This window comes from Sphingomonas sp. 320_CC, assembly GCF_059691795.1.
Genome location: NZ_JCAWAE010000001.1, coordinates 994,012 through 1,011,388, shown reverse-complemented (window position 1 = coordinate 1,011,388; position 17,377 = coordinate 994,012). Strand labels below are relative to the sequence as shown.

Below are 17,377 nucleotides of genomic sequence, written 5' to 3'. Positions count from 1 at the left end.
GTGCCGTACATCTTCCTCCCCACATCGATTGCAGCATGATTTCAAAGCTTTTCAAGTCCCGTAGCGTTGCCAAGCCGACTCAACCGCAGGTTCCTTCCGGTCGCCGCGTTTATGCCGTCGGCGACATTCACGGCCGCGCCGACCTGCTCGACGAACTGATCGGGTTGATCGAGGCGGATGAACGCGAACGCGGTGCAGCGGAAACGACCTTGATATTCCTCGGCGACATCGTCGACCGGGGCCCCGCCTCGGCGGCAGTGATCGATCGGTTGCGCGGGCTGGCCCATGCTCGCCCCGACCGCCCCGACGTCCGCTTCCTGCTCGGCAATCACGAGGAAATCTTCCTCGGTGCACTCGACGGCGAACCCAAGGCGCTCCGGTTGTTCTGCCGCATCGGCGGGCGCGAGACCGTGCTGAGCTACGGCATGGAGGCCGCGGAATATGAGCGGCTCGACTATGAAGAGCTGGTGCAACGCCTCGAAACGCTCGTTCCAGACGAACACCGCGAGTTCTTGCGCAAGTTCGAGGACATGATCGTGATCGGCGACTACGCGTTCGTCCATGCTGGCGTACGCCCTGACACGCCGCTCGATCTGCAGCGCACGTCGGACCTGCGGTGGATTCGCGATCCCTTCCTCGATCATCGCTCGACGTTGGAAAAGACGATCGTCCACGGCCACACCATGACCGACGAGATCGAACGACGCGGACACCGAATCGGCATCGACACCGGCGCCTATGCATCGGGCCGGCTGACCGCGCTGGGCATGGAAGGCGCGGAAACTTGGGCGCTCCAGACCGGCACCGCGATCGGACCGAAGACGAACTGACGCGTCTCACCGCGAATATCATGTGGTTTGCACGCGAACGCTTTCTTCGTGGCGCGCCTCCGCTATAGAGAAACAGCGGAAGTGTGTGTTGCACTGCCGCAACAGTGCGATCCTCTTCGCGTTGTTACAAAGGGCCTTAGTTGCGTTGGGTAAGGTTATATGCCATTGCCTGCCGCGACGAGCACAAAGGGAGTTCATCATGCGTCTTGGGAAGTATCTCCTGACCGCAGCAGCAGCCACGATGGCAGTTGCTCCGGCCATGGCAGCACCGGCAAATCTGTCGGTTGCACATTCGGTCCGTTCGGGTTCGGTTTCGGCTGACAAGAACGAGCTCGCTGGCGGCGGCATCATCGTTGCGGTTCTCGCAGCAGCTGCAGTTATCGCCGGTATCGTTATCGTTGCAGACAACGACGACGATTCGGACAGCAACTAAGTCTTACGACTTTAGTTCGAGAAATAGCGGTCTTCGGGCCGCTATTTTTTTGCCTGCCGTTCTGAGGACAGGCGGGCCAACGCGTGCCGAAGCACAATGCGTTGCCGTCTCATGCTTAGAACTCAGCCCCCGATCTGCTCCAGACCGTCGATGGCCAAAGGCGTGCGGTAGGCTCCAGCTACGCTATTCCGTGCAAGGCGGACTAGAACCGCACTTTCTCCGGGCGGCTGAGCATGAGGCCCTAGCGTCGGGCGCCTAAACAATACCTGCAATAGCGTATCGCCGCGCAAGTTATCCGAAGGACGGCTGAACTCACCGACCTTGTAACACGCGACTGCCGGGCTCATCAGCCCGAGGCCCTCTGCGCCCCCTCCCCTGCGGAAGCCTCGCACCCCTAGAGAAGCCGATCCTCTACGGAATCAGGCCAGCCATCTTGTCGGCAGACGGATTGTCCCGCTGGCCGACCGAGTAAGCTAACGCATAATCGGCGCGACGCATCGCCTCAACGCAAAACGCGCCCCACAATTAAGCGAGACGCGTTGCAAATCCGATATTCTATCGCGGTACGGGTTCGCCCATACCCCGCATCGCTTACTGAGACGGCGGCGTCTGCGCGCCACCGGGCATGCCGCCCGGCGCACCGCCTGGCATACCACCAGGAGCGCCGCGACCCATCTGCGCCTGCGCCTGCATCTGCTGGACCACGCTCTGTGGCAAAAAGTCGAGCAACTCGACGTCGAACACCAGCGTCGAATTCGCCGGGATCGGACCGTTCGCCTTGTCGCCATAGCCAAGCGCTGGCTTCATCCAGAAGCGGTACTTTGACCCCTTCGGCATCAGCTTCAGCGCCTCGGAGAAACCGGGGACCACGCCGGTGACGGGCATCGGCGTCGGCTGCTGCGACTTGTCGAAGGTGGTGCCGTTGAGCAGCTTACCCTCGTAATTCACCAGCGCGACGTCGGCGTCGGTAGGCTTGGCCGCACCGGGCTTGCCGGGGGCGACCACCTTGTATTGCAGGCCCGATGCGGTAACGACCACGCCCCGCGCGCGCGCATTGCGCGCCAGGGGATCATCACCCTGACGCGCCAGCGCGACTGCGGCGATCAGCGCGAGCGCGATACCGACCCATAGATAGACGAGGTAGCTGCGCTTGGTTGGCTGCAGCGGCACTGCGGTGACGGTCGACATCGGATCAGGCCCCGGTCATCTGGTCACGCCGGAGCGCCGCGCGTGCCGTTGGAAAGCAATTGGGGTGCCGATCACGACACCCCGAACTATCGACCCACCCGCTCGCCGGGTACGGCCGACAAAATCTTAGCGTGCGCCGTCGCGCTCTGCGCGCTTGCGGTCGAGCTTTCGCGAGCGACGGATCGCTGCTGCACGCTCACGTGCGCGCTTCTCGGACGGCTTTTCGTAATGCCGGCGCAGCTTCATCTCGCGATACACGCCCTCGCGCTGCAGCTTCTTCTTAAGCGCGCGAAGGGCCTGGTCGACGTTGTTGTCGCGTACGATGATCTGCATAAACCCGATAAGCTCCGGACGAATAGATTTTTGCCGTCGCGAACAGGTCCGCGCCGCATGAACTGGGCCCCCTATCAGCGGAGCGCCGTCGTTTCAAGCCAAACCACGTATTCCGGCGGGTCTGCCCGACATGTGAGCGCCTTTGCGGGAGGGCGCATGCAGCGCTAAGAGCAGGCCATGACCCGTATCCCCCTGACACTGTATAACAGCCTCTCGCGCCAGCTCGAGACGTTCCAGCCGATCGATCCGACCGATGTCGGGCTCTACACCTGCGGGCCGACCGTCTATAATTACCAGCATATCGGCAACATGCGCGCGTTCCTGTTCGCGGATACGCTGGGTCGCGTGCTCCGGTGGAAGGGGTGGCCGACGACCCACATCATCAACATCACCGATGTCGGCCACCTGACCTCCGACGCCGATGTCGGTGACGACAAGATGGAGAAGGCCGCCGCCGCGCAAGGGCGCTCGATCTGGGAGATCGCTGCCTATTACACCGACGTGTTCAAGCGCGACGTCGCGCGTCTCAACATCGCACCGCCGGCACGTTGGGCGGTTGCGACGGATCATATCGCCGAGATGATCGCGTTCGCCGAGCAGATCGCACCGAAGCATTGCTACACGCTCGACAGCGGGCTGTATTTCGACGTAGCGACGGTGCCGGACTATGGCCGCCTCGCGCGGGCCGGCAACGATGATATCGAGAGCCGGATCGAGCCGGTCGAGGGCAAGCGCAACCCGCAGGACTTCGCGATCTGGCGTACCTCCGCGCCCGGCGAGAACCGCCAGATGGAATGGGATTCGCCCTGGGGTCGCGGGGCGCCCGGCTGGCATCTCGAATGCTCGGTGATGAGCAAACATTACCTAGGCGCGCATTTCGACATCCACACCGGCGGGATCGACCACCGCGAGATCCACCACCCCAACGAGATCGCGCAGAACCAGGCGCATTGCGATTGCGCGGATACCGGCGCGAGCGTCTGGATGCACAACAACTTCCTGGTCGAGCGCGCGGGCAAGATGTCGAAGTCGACCGGCCAGTTCACGACGATGCAGACGATCGTCGACCGCGGCTTCCACCCCCTCGCCTACCGGCTGATGTGTCTCCAGGCGCATTATCGGAGCGAGCTGGAATTTTCGTGGGAGAACCTCGCCGCGGCGGCGATCCGCCTGAAGCGCATGGTGCAAGCGGTCGAGACGTTGCGCGCTCGCGAGCCCGGCGGCCCGTCGGGTAGCGCGCATGCCTATGCCGACCGACTGGAGGAGGCGGTCTCGGACGATCTCGCCACGCCGCGCGCGCTGCCGATTCTCGACGAACTGCTTGCGGACAAGCGGGTCGCGCCTGCGGACCGTGTCGCTGCGCTGGACGATTTCGACGCGGTACTGGGGCTGGACCTGGCGACGATCAGCCGCGAGGACCTGCGGATCCGGCCGATCACGGCGACGATCGACGAGGATGCGATCGCCGCACGGCTGGAGGATCGCCGCGATGCGCGCGCTGCGAAGGACTTCGGGCGATCGGATGCGATCCGCGACGAACTCGCCGCCGCAGGTGTCGAGGTGATGGATGGCGATTCGCTAGGTTGGGACTGGAAGATCGCGGTGGTGTGAACACTCCGTACAGGTCCAAGAACTAAGGCCGCAGGGAAAATCTGATCGTCATTCCCGCGGAGGCGGGAACCCATACTGGCAAGCCTCACGGTTAAGTCGCGAGCCTTTGAGCATATGGAACCCCGCCTGCGCGGGGATGACGAGACCATTGTGGCACCGTGTTACTGCAGGGAACGCGGAACCGATCCGTCGCTGACCCCGGCACAACTTGACATGCCTCGCGGTACGCCGATGTTCTCCGGATGAAAGCCGTTCTCCCAGCCGCCGCTCGCCCGATCCTCGAACCGCATTTGCCTGGGGACCTAGACGTCGCCTGGTTCGCCAAGCCGAACGAAGCCAACGCGATGATCGCAGACGCGGATATCGCCTGGGTAGACATGCAGCCGACCGAACTCGTCGCCGACGCGATCCGCCACGCCGGGCCGAACCTCAAATGGGTCTCGACGATCTATGCCGGGCTCGACGCGTTCCCGCTCGACACTCTGCGGGAGAACGCCGTTACTTTGACCAATGGTGCCGGCATCAACGCCGTTGCGGTCGCGGAATATGCGGTGATGGCGGTGCTCGTCGCCGCCAAGCGCTTCGATACCGTCGTCCGCGCGCAGGACCGTCATGAGTGGCTGAAGGACGCGCCCGGCAAGATCGAACTCGCCGGAACCAAGGCACTTGTCATTGGCTATGGCACGATCGGCAAGATGATCGGCGATCGCTTGACCGCGTTCGGGGTCGAGGTCACCGGCGTAACGCGCACCGGCCGCGATGGCACGGTCACGCCCGACGCTTGGCGGGATCGGCTCGACGCGTTCGACTGGGTAGTTCTCGCCGCGCCCTCGACCGACGCGACGCACGCGATGATCGGCCGCGAAGAGTTGCACCGGATGAAGCCGTCCGCCTGGCTGATCAACATCGCGCGCGGCGACATGATCGACGACGATGCGCTGATCGCGGCATTGACCGACGGGACGATTGCCGGCGCCGTACTCGATCCGACCAGCCCGGAGCCCCTGCCCGCGGATCATCCGCTTTGGTCGACGCCTAACGCGATCGTCACGATGCACCTGTCGGGCCGTAGCCAGACGACGATGTTCGCTCGCGGGGCGACGCTGTTCCTCGACAACCTCGCGGCATTCATCGCCGGTCGCCCGATGAAGAACGTTGCCGATCTCGACGTGGGTTACTGACCGGTCTGGGTCGTGGCCGGGCGGGGGCTGCGATTGTAGCTCTTGATTCCGCGGCGACGAAGTTTGTCGGCGCGACGACGACGCGAGTACATGATCAGGATCGGTACGCCGACCAAGATGCCCCCGCCGATAATCGAAAGTGCGATGATGATACGCATTGGCATGTCCATGTGGGGACCATGCCGATTGGACAGCGAAGACGCCATATATTTTTTAATCCAGGATGAATGGATTTAGCGCCCACATCCGGTTGAACTGGCCTGCGCAGCATTTCGCCGCTGCCGGCCAAGCTTTACTTCGTTGCGCAAAAAGGCGTTTTCGCGCATTGCCATCGTCACAATTCACCAATCGGACGACATGATATGGCCGCGAACTGGGCCCCCGACAGCTGGACGCGTCACGAGGCACGACAGCTCCCCACCTATCCCGACGCCGCAGCGCTGACCGCCGCGACCGATCAGCTGGCGACCTTCCCGCCGCTGGTCTTCGCCGGTGAAGCCCGCAACCTGACCGCGTCGCTCGCCGAAGTCGCGGCCGGCAGGGCGTTCCTGCTGCAGGGCGGCGACTGCGCCGAGTCCTTTGCCGAGCATAGCGCAAACAACATTCGCGACACCTTCCGCGTCATCCTGCAGATGGCGGTCGTCCTGACCTTCGCGTCGAAGCTCCCGGTCGTGAAGCTCGGTCGCATGGCGGGGCAGTTCGCTAAGCCGCGCTCGACCGATACCGAGACGATCGGCGGCGTAGAGCTGCCCTCGTACCGCGGCGACAACGTCAACGACATCGCCTTCACCGCGGAATCGCGCGCGCCCGATCCGCAGCGGATGATCCGCGCCTATTCGCAGTCGGCCGCCACGCTCAACCTGCTCCGTGCGTTCGCGCAAGGTGGCTATGCGAACCTGCACCAGGTCCATCGCTGGACGCACGACTTCATGGGCCGCAGCCCGTGGTCGAAGAAATACGCCGAGACGGCGGACCGGATCGGCGAGGCGCTCGAGTTCATGGCAGCCTGCGGGATCGACCCCGAGACCGTGCCGCAACTCGCGCAGACGCATTTCTACACCAGCCACGAGGCGCTGCTGCTTCAGTACGAGCAGGCACTGACGCGGCAGGATTCGCTGACCGGCGACTGGTACGACACCAGCGCGCATTTCCTGTGGATCGGCGATCGCACGCGCTTCGAGGGCTCCAGCCATGTCGAATACCTCCGCGGCATCGGTAACCCGATCGGCATCAAGTGCGGCCCGAGCCTCGAACCCGATGCGCTCTTGCGAATGCTGGATACGCTCAACCCCGGCCGTATCCCCGGCCGGATGACGCTGATCACGCGCTATGGCTATGACAAGATCGAGGCGAACCTGCCCCGCCTGGTCCGTGCCGTCACGCGCGAGGGCCACCCGGTGGTCTGGAGCTGCGACCCGATGCACGGCAACGTCGTCAAGGCCGCCAACGGCTACAAGACGCGGCCGTTCGATCGCATCCTCGCCGAAGTCCGCGGCTTCTTCGCGGTCCACCGCGCGGAAGGCACGCACGCCGGCGGTATCCACGCCGAGATGACCGGTCAGAACGTAACGGAGTGCACCGGCGGCGCGGTCGACGTGACCGAGCAATCGCTGGCGGATCGCTACCACACGCACTGCGATCCCCGCCTCAACGCCAGCCAGAGCCTGGAGCTCGCCTTTCTGCTGGCGGAGATGCTCAACGAGGAAATGGCCGAGCGCAAGAAGGTCGCCGCCTGATAAAATGCGTGGGCGTCGCAGGAAAAGTCGGCAGGTGTCTTGACGCCTGCCACCCCATTCCGTAGACGCCCGCTTCTGCTAACGGCCCCTTCGTCTAGCGGTTAGGACGACGCCCTCTCACGGCGTAAGCACGAGTTCGATTCTCGTAGGGGTCACCATTTCCGACTAAAGCTCGGAAATAGCCGGATTTACGTCATCTTTACCCGCCATGTGTACAGAACATGGGTACAGAACGACGTGAAAAAGAGCTCGATGGCATCCCCCTTCGCAGACCCCCGCACCGGCCAACTCTACTTTAGACGCGCGGTCCCCGAAGCGCTCCGCGCCGCCTTCGACGGCAAAGCCGTCGTCAAGGTGTCGCTGCGCACCAAGGATCCCGCGGCCGCCAAGATCGGCTTCGCCCGCGAGAACGCGGCCTTCGAGACCACGCTCGCCGACGCGCGCCGCCGGATGGCCGAGGGCACGCTCGTCCCCACCCCCGCGGCCCTCGTGCGCCGCTGGTGCGAGGCGCCTGCCGTTGGTGGTGGCCTGACCGGTCCGCAGCGACTCGCGATGACCTTCATGGAGCTCGACGCCGCCGCCGGGGCGCGACAGTCGAGCGACGTCGAGGACATCTATCCGCCCGCCATCATGGGCCCCGCCTCCAACACGGACTGGGACCTCGTGCTGGGCGACAGGACGAGGTTCGAGAGGATCGTCGCCGAGGCCTATGGCGGCGACGTCGAGCAGACGGGCACGAACTGGATCCGCCTGCGCTGGCACCACGCCGAACGCGTGTGGCGCCGCTGCCTCGACGGCCCGGTCGCCCGGCTGCGCGCGTTCGATCCGAGCGGAGAGCGCTTCTCGGACGACGAGATCGCCAAGGCGCTCCTCGACGTCGTCGACGAGCAGCGCAGCGGCGACGAGGAGGCCAACCGGGCGCGCCTCAGTCGTCACCGGCCCCGCGCGACGACTACGCGGCGACGTCCCAACCTCCGGCTCAAGGCACTCTACCACGAGTGGAAGGCGGGCAACGAGCCGCGCCCCCAGACGGCGGGCGAATACGAGGCGGCGGTCGACGACTTCATCGACTTCGCTGGAGACCCGACCATCTCGATGATCGACGCGGACATGCTCTACGACTACCGCGACGAGGCGGCCAAGCTCCCCGCCTCGATGCCCCGCGCGGACCGGAGCCTTCCATTCACGGCCCGCGTGGCCAAGCACGAGGGCGCGACCCCCAAGTGCTCCCCGCCCACGCTGAAGAAGCGCGTCGGCGCCCTCCAGGCGCTGCTCACCTACGCGTTCCAGCAGCGCTGGACCTCAACCAACACCGGCAGCGGCATCCGGATCGTCGGCTACACCAAGAAGCGACGCAACCGCCGCAGCTTTGAGGACCACGAACTCGCGACGCTGTGTGCATGCGCCCTATTCACCGATCCCGGCTCGTGGAACACCAAGTCCCGCATCAGCGATGTCACGGTGTTCTGGATCTTCCTGCTCTGCATTACGACGGGTGCTCGACTCGAGGAGGTCGGTCAGGTCGCGCTAGCCGACGTCCGCCGCGACGGTGACATCGTCTATCTCGACATCGACGAGTATTCCGAGGAGATCGACGCCGAGGACAAGAGCGTGAAGACCGAGGAATCGAAGCGCCTGTTGCCTGTTCACCAACGCCTGATCGAACTAGGTTTCCTCGAGTATCTTGGTGCCCTCGCCATGCTCGGGCACACGGAACTGTTTCCCGATCTCAAGGAGAATTCGGTCGGCAAGCGGACGAAGGAGGCCAGCCAGAAGCTGAACCGCATCATCGACCGTCAGGTATCCGCCGACCGACGCCTAGCGTTTCATTCACTGCGGCACGCCTTCAAGGCCAAGGGCAATGACGCGGGGCTCACCGACAAGACCCTGGACCAGATCTGCGGTCACGCACCCGTCAGTACGGGCAGCCGATACGGATCGGAGCCGAGGATCCGGACGATCCACCGGGAGCTTCACCAGATCGACTTCTCGTGCATCGACTGGGGCCGGATCGGTATCGGCGCCGCAAAGGTGAACTGGACGAAAGTTCTAGCGGCCTGACAGATACATGAAATCCGCGGGTGACTGGCCCCATTTGGTCTTGCCCGTTCGACAGAATTTCGTCGGTCGGGTGGGAGCAACGCCATCGACTGCAGCCCCCCGTGAATCGCGGCCGTCGCTGGTTCCCATCTTTGGTAAGGCTGAGGTCATGAGTTCAATCCTCACCGGCAGCACCAGTTTTCAATGACTCAGCGTTGGCGGGCCCCGTGCCCGCCAACTTTGGCAAGCGCCCGGCAAGCACCATACGTTGACTGCTCAATGCGGGCGCACGGAATCGAATGCGCCAGGACGCCTTCAGATCAAGTCCAATCAATGCGCCTTTAGCCGACGATGCCACTATCACGCAGCCCGGCGAGGTGACGGACGCGTCCTTTGGAGTTTTACGCCTCAGAAGATGGTAGGCGTGATGCCGCCGTCGACCCGCAACGCCGCGCCGTTCGTAGCCGACGATAGCGGACTCGCGACATAGGCCACCAGTGCCGCGATCTCCTGTGGTTCGATCATCCGCTGGATCAGCGACGTCGCACGGTCCTTGGCGAAGAAGGCACGCTCGATCTCTTCCGCCGGAGCATCCGGATCCTCGGCTACGCTCTTCAGGAAGTCGACGATACCTTCCGAACGCGTAGTACCAGGCATCACCGTGTTCACGGTCACTCGCGTACCCTTCGTCAGTCCGGCGAGCCCCCTCGATATCGAGAGCTGCGCTGTCTTCGTCATGCCGTAGTGGATCATGTCCGGCGGCACCATCACGCCGGACTCGCTCGCGATGAAGATCACGCGTCCCCAGTCGCGACGGATCATGCCGGGAAAGTAGGCTCGTGACAGCCGCGCGCCGGAGAGCACGTTGACTTCGAAGAACCGCCGCCAGTCGTCGTCGGTGATCTCACCGAACGGCTTTGCCTCGTAGATCCCGAGATTGTTCACGAGTATGTCGACTTCGGGAACCGCGGCGACCAGGCGCTCGGCGCCATCGGCCGTCGCCGGATCCGCCAGGACGCCTCTCGCACCGGTTTCCGCCATGGCGGCATCGAGCTTCGCCTGATTGCGACCGCAGATTATCACATCCGCACCTTCGTCCTTGAGGCGACGGGCGATTTCCAGGCCGATGCCCGCAGTTGATCCGGTAACCAGAGCGGTCTTGCCTTCGAGTTGCAGATCCATGTTCAATTCCTTTCAAGAGTTCCAGTCGGGTGCGAGGCCCTGAAGGCTGACGAGAGGACCGTCTGGGGGAGCAAGCGCTATGATCGTCCTCAGGTCGTCACCCGCCAGGACGAAGTCGAAGATCCGAACGCCGCTTGCATCGACCATCGGCATCATGCCCGCCCTTACAGGCGATATGACGGTTTAGCAGTTGGTTGATAACCAAGCTCCGTTCCACATGAGCTTGGAATCGACTTCACAGACGAGGACGATCCGGTCGGACTTCAGATCCTGGGGTGCGCCAAGGGATCCGACGCTTGATACTCCTGGAAAGGTCGGAGATCTCAAGCGCCCCGTCCGCCTCCATCACCGAGCCTGCTTCCTCAACTCGACTGGCAGTTGGTCGATCGGACAATACCGGTAGGTCGTCGCCTCGCGTCCTCGACCAGCCGAGAACGTAAGTGCGTCCTGGACGGATACGGTCTGCCGCTCGACAACTCTTGCCGCACGGCCCGCGCCCGCATCGATGCAGGACTGGCTGACGTCGAACGTGCTTCCCCTGCGCGACAGTATCCGAGCCACGCAGGACTTGGTGTGTGCGGTGCTGATCCCTCTACCGTCATACTGCCGGATCGCGGCGTTCGCCGGCTCACGGCAGGAGGAGCCCTTCGCTACGAAGATGCCCGGCTTCAGGAGATAGACGCCTCCCGGCTTTCGCGACGTATCCACGCTGGCCGTCGCGACGGCGGCGATCATGCAGGCGGAGGCGACGGCTCCCGCCGCGTGCAAGGTCGTTCTGATCTTCATGCGCTGTTCCTCGAGGTGGTCTTGGGCGTGGTTGGAGTCGAACGGGACTGACCGACGGCCTGCGTTCGGTCTTGGATCATACGAACACGAAAGGACCGGACGGCTGAACGGTCAAGACGGGTCGGATCGACGCCTGCTCGTCCGACTTGGATCGTAGCGGCGGGGCTGGCGTCATCGTCGCAGTGGTCGTCGGACGTCCATCGGTCTGGCGCAACCGTCAGGCTGCTCACCGCCGACCCCATGCTTTCGATCAGCTTGAACAGGCTGCCGCCGGATGACATCGATGCCGTTCGGCCGAGGCCGATCCGTCGATCGGTCTCCGATCCGCTGGTCGAGCGGTCCGGACAATGCGAGAAACGAACATGTATTCCTTCCTCCTCCCGATCGTTCTTCTCATCACGACTGCCGCGGGGGCCCTCGCCGTACGTTCGAGACCGCTAGGCGTGCGAGCGGGCTTCCTGGCCACGCTGGTGACGGTTCCGGCCTTTCTGCTGTACTGGTCCGGCACCTCGCCCCTTCTAACGGGTGATACGGTACCCATGGGACCGGAGGGGCACTGGCTGCGAGCCCTCGGGATCGTTTGGTGGTTCGCGGCGGCGCGGATGCTGGCCCTGATCGTCGATCGCATCCTCGGTCATGACGAGGCTTCGCGAGAGGCCCGCATCACTTCGGACTTGCTCTGCGCGGCGATCTACATCGCGGCCTTCCTCGTAGTACTGAACTTCGTCCTGCTCCTTCCGGTCAATGGTCTCGTCGCCACGTCGGGCATCATGGCGGTCGTCATCGGCCTGGCGTTGCAGAACACCTTGTCGGACGTCTTTTCGGGCGTCGCCGTCGGCATCGAGCATCCGTTCGCCGTCGGCCACCGGATCTCGCTCGGGGAAGGCGTGGAGGGCGTCGTCGTCCAGGTGAACTGGCGGTCGATCCGGATACTGACCGACGGCGAGGACGTCGCCACGATACCGAACAGCGTCGTGGCGAAGGCGCAGATCGTGAACCGGAGCTTCCCGACGGAGCGCCGTGCGACCAGACTGCAACTCGTCCGCCCTGCAGCGGAGTCCCCCGAGTGGATGATGCATGTTCTGCGGCAGGCCGTCCTCCTGTGTCCGGATGCGCTCGAAACGCCTGCCCCTTCGGTCACGATCTCCAGCCTCGGCATGCGCAGCACGACCTACGCCGTCGACTTCTTCGTCGCCGGGTCCTCGATGATCGGGCGCACGAAGAGCCTTCTGCTTCTGCATGTGCACAGGCAGTTGCGATACGCAGCGCTGCTAGCGGAGGACGAAGCGGGCGCTGGAGAGGAGGTGAAACCTCGGGCGGGAACAGCAGCGGCGCTGTTGAGCCAGATCACGCTATTCGATCCCCTCACCGAAGCGCAGCGCGGGGACGTCGCGAAGCAAATGACGAGATGTACGCTGGAGGAAGGTGACGAGCTGTTCCGAGAAGGCGCCGAAGACGATCGGTTGTACGTAGTGGCTTCCGGCGTGCTGGAGATAAAGCGCGCTACCGGCAACGGCGCGCGATTGCTGATCGGCCGAATAGGAGCAGCCGAATACATCGGCGAGATCAGCATGCTCACGGGTGCGCCTCACGCCGCCGACGCGGAAGCCTGCACCCGAACCGTCGTCTACGAGTTGTCGCGCGATGTCCTGTCGCCTCTGCTTCGGGACAATGCCGAACTGGCCAAAGCGTTCGAGAGGTCCGTCCGGCGCGGATTGTGCCTTGTGGAGCGAGCCGTCGCCACGCAGGCGGGGGCGCCGTTGCCCGGGCCAGGCGCCATACTCGCTGGCATCCGCCGTCTCTTCGGTCACGGTGCGACCGCTGCGGGGACGCTGCCCGAGTGAGAGCGTTGGCGACCGAAACCGGCTTCTGCATCCCCTGAACGTCCTCATCGGCGGTTGCATCAACTACTATTGCGACGGCTTCGTAATAAAAGCGCAAGATCGTTTGAGACGCGCTCGAGACGAAGGCCGATGGCCGGCGTACGCAACGGGCGAACCATCCGCTGCGGTGGAGCAGCGAGATGAAGATCGAGGACGACCATGCGGTCCGGGCGACGCGTGTCGCTGGCCGGGCGTGGATCGGTGCTGGGCTCGTGTCGCTGATCATCGCCCTCGCCATCTCGCTCTGGCCCCACAGCCTCTTCGGTTCTCTCCATGCAGTGGCTCTTGTGCCTCTCCTCGTACTTTCCACGGGTCTGATCGCGTTTGGCTATCGACGGATCTCCGCTGGCCCCGGTATCGGGCCCGCCGCCGCGCAAAGCGGCAACCGCTTCCACCTCAGCCGCATTCCCTTCTGGGAACAGGACTGGTCCCCGATCCAACGGCGCCTTGCCGGAATGTCGCCACGCAGCGACTTCGCCACGACCGACAACTCCGAAATAGGCGAGTTCGCATCGACGATCAGGACGATCGCAGTCAACAGCGCTGCCATCGCCTTCACCGAACATGTAACGCCGGACCAGGCTGCATCCCGGTACCTTCCTCCGTTCGACGATACCGTCGCCCTCGCGGCGGTTCGCGCCTATCTGCACGGGGAGGTCGGCTTCGAGACCGAGACAAAACTCGAGACGGCCGACGGCGAAGCGATCTGCGTGGTCGTCTCCTTCGACTTTCCGGACGATCCGACCGGAGACATCGGAGTATTGATGAGCGCGGTCGACATCTCGCCCTACAAGTTCTCGGTTCCCGACCGATCCGACGAAGGAGCGCTTGGAAGGACCGCGATCGACGCTGAAGCGATGGGCATACTCACGACGGCCATAGTCGACGAACTGTGCGAGCACCTGAGCACGGTCCAGATCAGCGCGGAGTCCACGGTGCGTTGGCTCGGACGAGCCGATCCTGATCTGATGGAAGTCCGCAAATCGATACGGAACGTCCTCCTCGCCAACGATCGGTCGGCGATCATCATTCGGTTGGCCAGGGACTTCCTCAGAAAGTCCGGAACGTCGCTCGAATCCATCTCGCTCGCCGCTCTTATCGACGAGACGGCGCTGCTCATGGCGAACGAACTGTCCGCGGCGGGGATAGACCACGAGTTGCTCATCGCGGACGACCTTCCCGAGATCACCGCGGACAGGGCGGCGATGCAGCAGCTCCTCATGCAGCTGCTGGCTGTCGCGATCGAGGCGCTAAAGGTCGAGGCGACGCTTGAGAGGCGGCTCACCATTCTGGCGAACCGCCATCACGACGACGAGGTTATCGTCGCGATCGAGGACAACGCAGGAAGCATCGGGCCTGAACGACTGGATCCTGCCGCAATCCCCTCGCCGGGCATCGTCTCCGTCGAAAGACGACGATTGGCAGCTTGCCGGGAAACAGTGGTCGCCCATGGAGGCCAGCTCCGGATCCTGAGAAAGCCCGGCCTAGGCTCCGTGATCTCCTTCACGTTTCCCGCAAACGGGATCGGCGTCGGTGAAGCCGATGGTGAGGTCCCTCCTAGCATCGAGGAATACGTCACTCTCCAGGAGGAACTGTCTCCGCTGCGCTCCGCACCCCATACCAAGAGATATTAGAAGCCGAGCTACGTCATGCCTATTCTACCACAACGAACACGGTGCGATGTCGCACCGATCTGCGGAACGGACGAGACGCAGCGGTTCGATGCCGTAGGATCCTGCTGATGCGACAGAACCCTGAAACGAACCGGGTCCACCTCTACGTCCCCGCGCCCCGCGTGCAGTCGATCAGTCTCAACAGTCCCGGCGAACACCCGATCACCGTGACGCGGCTGCGGTCCGATCTCGAGGATTCGGGGATGACGACCCCCCATCTGGTCGAGGACGCGTTCATGATCTCGATCCAGCTGCGCGATTATCGCGGCGATATCTTCCTGCGAGGGCGCAAGCTCGCGTTCAACCGCCAGGCCGCGGGCATGGTGCTGATGTACGACTACCAGCGGGAATGGAGCGCGCATCTTCGTTCGGCGTTCGATTGCGTCAACATTCATGTGCCGCGTTCGGCCCTCGACGCAGTGGTGAACGACCGGCATTCCGGCACGGTGGAGAGCCTGCGGTTCGAGCCGGGTGAACCCGAGCCGGACCAGACGATCCTGGGAGTCGTGCAAGCGCTGATCCCCGCGCTAGATGCACCGAACGAGCCCAATCAGCTGTTCCTCGATCACATGGGCTGGTCGCTGGGGGCTCACGTCGTCAAGTCGTACGCCGAAGTCGTCCACGTCAAACCGGCGGGTCGGGGCCATCTCGCGCGCTGGCAGGAGCGACGCGCCAAGGAACTGATCGACGCCAATCTGGCCAACGAGATATCGCTGGGGACGCTGGCGGCGGAGTGCGGGCTCTCGACCAGCCACTTCGCGCGCGCCTTTCGTCTGACGACCGGCGTCCCTCCGTATCAGTGGCTCCTGGGCCGTCGTCTTGAGCAGGCACAGACCTTCCTGCGCGACGAGGACCTGTCGATTGCACAGATCGCGGATCTCTGCGGCTTCTCCGATCAAAGCCACCTCACGCGCGTCTTCACGCGTGCCACAGGCGAGCCGCCGGCGGCCTGGAGGCGGCGGCAAGGCGCCTGAGCGGGGCTGGGCTCCGGAGATCATCGGTCCACCGGCTGACCTGTCCACTAAGGACGTGATTGCGTCGGATCGCAACGGAACTTACGCGGACGACGACTTGGACCGCGAAAGGCCCGACAGGAATTCGGCCGCCCGACCGCCGTGGGACGCGTGCGTCGTTCGGCTAAAGATCCGCCGGGACGGCCATCAGACGGCCGTTTCCAGGCACCCTGCCGATCTCGGCCTTCATGCGCAGCCCCGCGTTCGTGGCCCGTCATCGAGGTGCGCGCCCGGAGATCGCGCCGGTGCTGGCTAGTTCCTCGCAGAGCAGGTCGGGGGATGCTGCAACACCCAAGCAACGCCTTCACGTCGGGCTTCGGTCATCAAGGCACGGTGATCCGCGCGGCACCTGTCTCACTGCCATCGTTCATGCGCACCACGTCCAAGCCATGCCGTCTCTCGCCAAGCCCCAGGGATCGGCGGGACGTATCAGACGGGCAACGAACCGAGGTCCTGCGACGCTCGGTGGATGCCACCCGCCAAACCAACGCCGAGCCGTCGAGGTAACCCATGATTGCCCAAGCCAATCACACCGTCCAAGCGAACGGCATCCGCCAGAACTACATCGACGCCGGTGCCGGCGCTCCGGTCGTACTGCTTCACGGGTTCCCCGAGACGAACTTCGCGTGGCGACACCAGATACCGGTGCTCGGCGAACTGTACCGCATCATCGCACCCGATCTGCGCGGCTACGGCGAGACCGACAAACCCGCCAGCGGCTACGACAAGCGCACGATGGCCAATGATCTCGCAGCACTGCTCGACACCCTCGGGATCCAGAAGGTCGCCCTCGTCGGACACGACCGCGGTGCTCGCGTCGCGACTCGCTTCGCCAAGGATTTCCCGGACCGTGTCGAACGCCTGGTGGTGATGGACAACGTGCCCACCCGGGTCGTCGCACGTGAAATCAACGCGGAGATCGCCAAGGCGTACTGGTTCTTCCTCTTCCATCTCGTTCCCGACCTTCCCGAGACTCTGATCTCAGGCAAGGAGGAACCCTGGCTTCGTTGGTTCTTCTCCGATTGGGCCTACGATCCGGCAGCGATCTCCGGCGAGGCCTTCGACACCTACGTCCGCGCCTTCAGGGCACCCGGGGCCGTCCGCGGAGCGATGGCCGACTACCGGGCCAACGCCGAGGACGTCGCACAGGACCTCGTCGACGCCGACGTCAAGATCGCCTGCCCGACGCTCGCGCTCTGGGGCGCGGACTTCGGCGCGGTCGGCAAGATGTTCGACATGCCGAAGGTCTGGGGCGAGATGGCCGACGACCTGCGGGCGGTTCCCATCGAGCGTTGCGGCCATCTCCCCCACGAGGAGCGGCCGGAAGCCGTGAACGCCCTGCTTCTCGAATTCCTCGAGACGTGGAACGGCTGAGGCCGCGTCGAGTCCTGGGACACCGCGGCTCGTCCCGCAGCGGTGTCTTCTCGACCTGGGCCTCGGTCCGACAACAGCTCGCGGGCGCGAGCCTGCTCAGCCGTCACGCACGGC

General features: G+C 64.1%; 16 protein-coding genes and 1 tRNA gene. 11 read left to right on the top strand and 6 right to left on the bottom strand.

Going from position 1 to position 17,377, the window contains the following annotated elements:
• Positions 1-35: 35 nt before the first annotated feature.
• On the top strand, positions 36-830 hold the full coding sequence (locus tag AC59GX_RS04640; RefSeq protein ID WP_426280924.1) for a metallophosphoesterase family protein: 795 nt from the start codon (positions 36-38) through the stop codon (positions 828-830).
• 199 nt (positions 831-1,029) lie between these two features.
• The gene (locus AC59GX_RS04635) at positions 1,030-1,263 is read left to right on the top strand and encodes a hypothetical protein (RefSeq protein ID WP_176501462.1); all 234 of its coding nucleotides are present in this window, start codon (positions 1,030-1,032) and stop codon (positions 1,261-1,263) included.
• A gap of 591 nt (positions 1,264-1,854) precedes the next feature.
• On the opposite strand, the gene AC59GX_RS04630 is transcribed toward AC59GX_RS04635, so the two are convergent.
• The gene (locus AC59GX_RS04630) at positions 1,855-2,451 is read right to left on the bottom strand and encodes an FKBP-type peptidyl-prolyl cis-trans isomerase (RefSeq protein WP_426280925.1); all 597 of its coding nucleotides are present in this window, start codon (positions 2,449-2,451) and stop codon (positions 1,855-1,857) included.
• Positions 2,452-2,577: 126 nt separating this feature from the next.
• Positions 2,578-2,784, bottom strand: coding sequence for a 30S ribosomal protein S21 (gene rpsU / locus AC59GX_RS04625; RefSeq protein WP_055878578.1), 207 nt, complete (start codon positions 2,782-2,784; stop codon positions 2,578-2,580).
• A 177-nt stretch (positions 2,785-2,961) separates the two neighbouring features.
• On the opposite strand from rpsU, the gene cysS reads away from it, so the two are divergent.
• Together cysS and AC59GX_RS04615 are read left to right on the top strand one after the other, a co-directional pair.
• Positions 2,962-4,395: a cysteine--tRNA ligase gene (gene cysS / locus AC59GX_RS04620; protein ID WP_426280926.1), complete on the top strand. Its 1,434-nt coding sequence runs from the start codon at positions 2,962-2,964 to the stop codon at positions 4,393-4,395.
• 242 nt (positions 4,396-4,637) lie between these two features.
• A complete protein-coding gene (locus tag AC59GX_RS04615; protein ID WP_426280927.1) occupies positions 4,638-5,576 on the top strand; it encodes a D-2-hydroxyacid dehydrogenase in 939 nt (312 codons plus the stop codon).
• On the opposite strand, the gene AC59GX_RS04610 is transcribed toward AC59GX_RS04615, so the two are convergent.
• Positions 5,570-5,734: a hypothetical protein gene (locus tag AC59GX_RS04610; RefSeq protein WP_162236723.1), complete on the bottom strand. Its 165-nt coding sequence runs from the start codon at positions 5,732-5,734 to the stop codon at positions 5,570-5,572. The two genes, AC59GX_RS04615 and AC59GX_RS04610, sit on opposite strands and share 7 nt — an antisense overlap.
• Positions 5,735-5,938: 204 nt before the next feature.
• On the opposite strand from AC59GX_RS04610, the gene AC59GX_RS04605 reads away from it, so the two are divergent.
• The 3 genes from AC59GX_RS04605 to AC59GX_RS04595 all read left to right on the top strand — a co-directional run bounded on the left by AC59GX_RS04605 (position 5,939) and on the right by AC59GX_RS04595 (position 9,373).
• Positions 5,939-7,312 (top strand): class II 3-deoxy-7-phosphoheptulonate synthase, encoded by a 1,374-nt coding sequence (locus tag AC59GX_RS04605; protein ID WP_426280929.1) that lies wholly within the window; start codon positions 5,939-5,941, stop codon positions 7,310-7,312.
• A gap of 83 nt (positions 7,313-7,395) precedes the next feature.
• Positions 7,396-7,470, top strand: a tRNA-Glu gene (locus AC59GX_RS04600).
• Between the two features lie 94 nt (positions 7,471-7,564).
• Positions 7,565-9,373 carry a DUF6538 domain-containing protein gene (locus AC59GX_RS04595; RefSeq protein ID WP_497301105.1) on the top strand — a complete coding sequence of 603 codons (1,809 nt, stop codon included), beginning with the start codon at positions 7,565-7,567 and terminating at the stop codon, positions 9,371-9,373.
• 387 nt (positions 9,374-9,760) lie between these two features.
• Here AC59GX_RS04595 and AC59GX_RS04590 read toward each other — a convergent pair whose 3' ends face one another.
• The 3 genes from AC59GX_RS04590 to AC59GX_RS04580 all read right to left on the bottom strand — a co-directional run bounded on the left by AC59GX_RS04590 (position 9,761) and on the right by AC59GX_RS04580 (position 11,320).
• Complete coding sequence (locus tag AC59GX_RS04590; RefSeq protein ID WP_497301103.1) at positions 9,761-10,534, bottom strand: SDR family NAD(P)-dependent oxidoreductase; 774 nt, start codon at positions 10,532-10,534, stop codon at positions 9,761-9,763.
• Between the two features lie 12 nt (positions 10,535-10,546).
• The gene (locus AC59GX_RS04585) at positions 10,547-10,687 is read right to left on the bottom strand and encodes a hypothetical protein (RefSeq protein WP_497301101.1); all 141 of its coding nucleotides are present in this window, start codon (positions 10,685-10,687) and stop codon (positions 10,547-10,549) included.
• Positions 10,688-10,879: 192 nt separating this feature from the next.
• Positions 10,880-11,320: a hypothetical protein gene (locus AC59GX_RS04580; protein ID WP_497301100.1), complete on the bottom strand. Its 441-nt coding sequence runs from the start codon at positions 11,318-11,320 to the stop codon at positions 10,880-10,882.
• 443 nt (positions 11,321-11,763) lie between these two features.
• Between AC59GX_RS04580 and AC59GX_RS04575 the strand changes: the two genes are divergently transcribed.
• The 4 genes from AC59GX_RS04575 to AC59GX_RS04560 all read left to right on the top strand — a co-directional run bounded on the left by AC59GX_RS04575 (position 11,764) and on the right by AC59GX_RS04560 (position 17,263).
• Positions 11,764-13,164 (top strand): cyclic nucleotide-binding domain-containing protein, encoded by a 1,401-nt coding sequence (locus tag AC59GX_RS04575; RefSeq protein ID WP_497301098.1) that lies wholly within the window; start codon positions 11,764-11,766, stop codon positions 13,162-13,164.
• 179 nt (positions 13,165-13,343) lie between these two features.
• Complete coding sequence (locus tag AC59GX_RS04570) at positions 13,344-14,837, top strand: ATP-binding protein (protein WP_497301096.1); 1,494 nt, start codon at positions 13,344-13,346, stop codon at positions 14,835-14,837.
• A gap of 107 nt (positions 14,838-14,944) precedes the next feature.
• Positions 14,945-15,850, top strand: coding sequence for a helix-turn-helix domain-containing protein (locus AC59GX_RS04565; protein WP_497301094.1), 906 nt, complete (start codon positions 14,945-14,947; stop codon positions 15,848-15,850).
• A 549-nt stretch (positions 15,851-16,399) separates the two neighbouring features.
• Positions 16,400-17,263, top strand: coding sequence for an alpha/beta fold hydrolase (locus tag AC59GX_RS04560; RefSeq protein WP_187503595.1), 864 nt, complete (start codon positions 16,400-16,402; stop codon positions 17,261-17,263).
• The last annotated feature ends 114 nt before the right edge of the window (positions 17,264-17,377 follow it).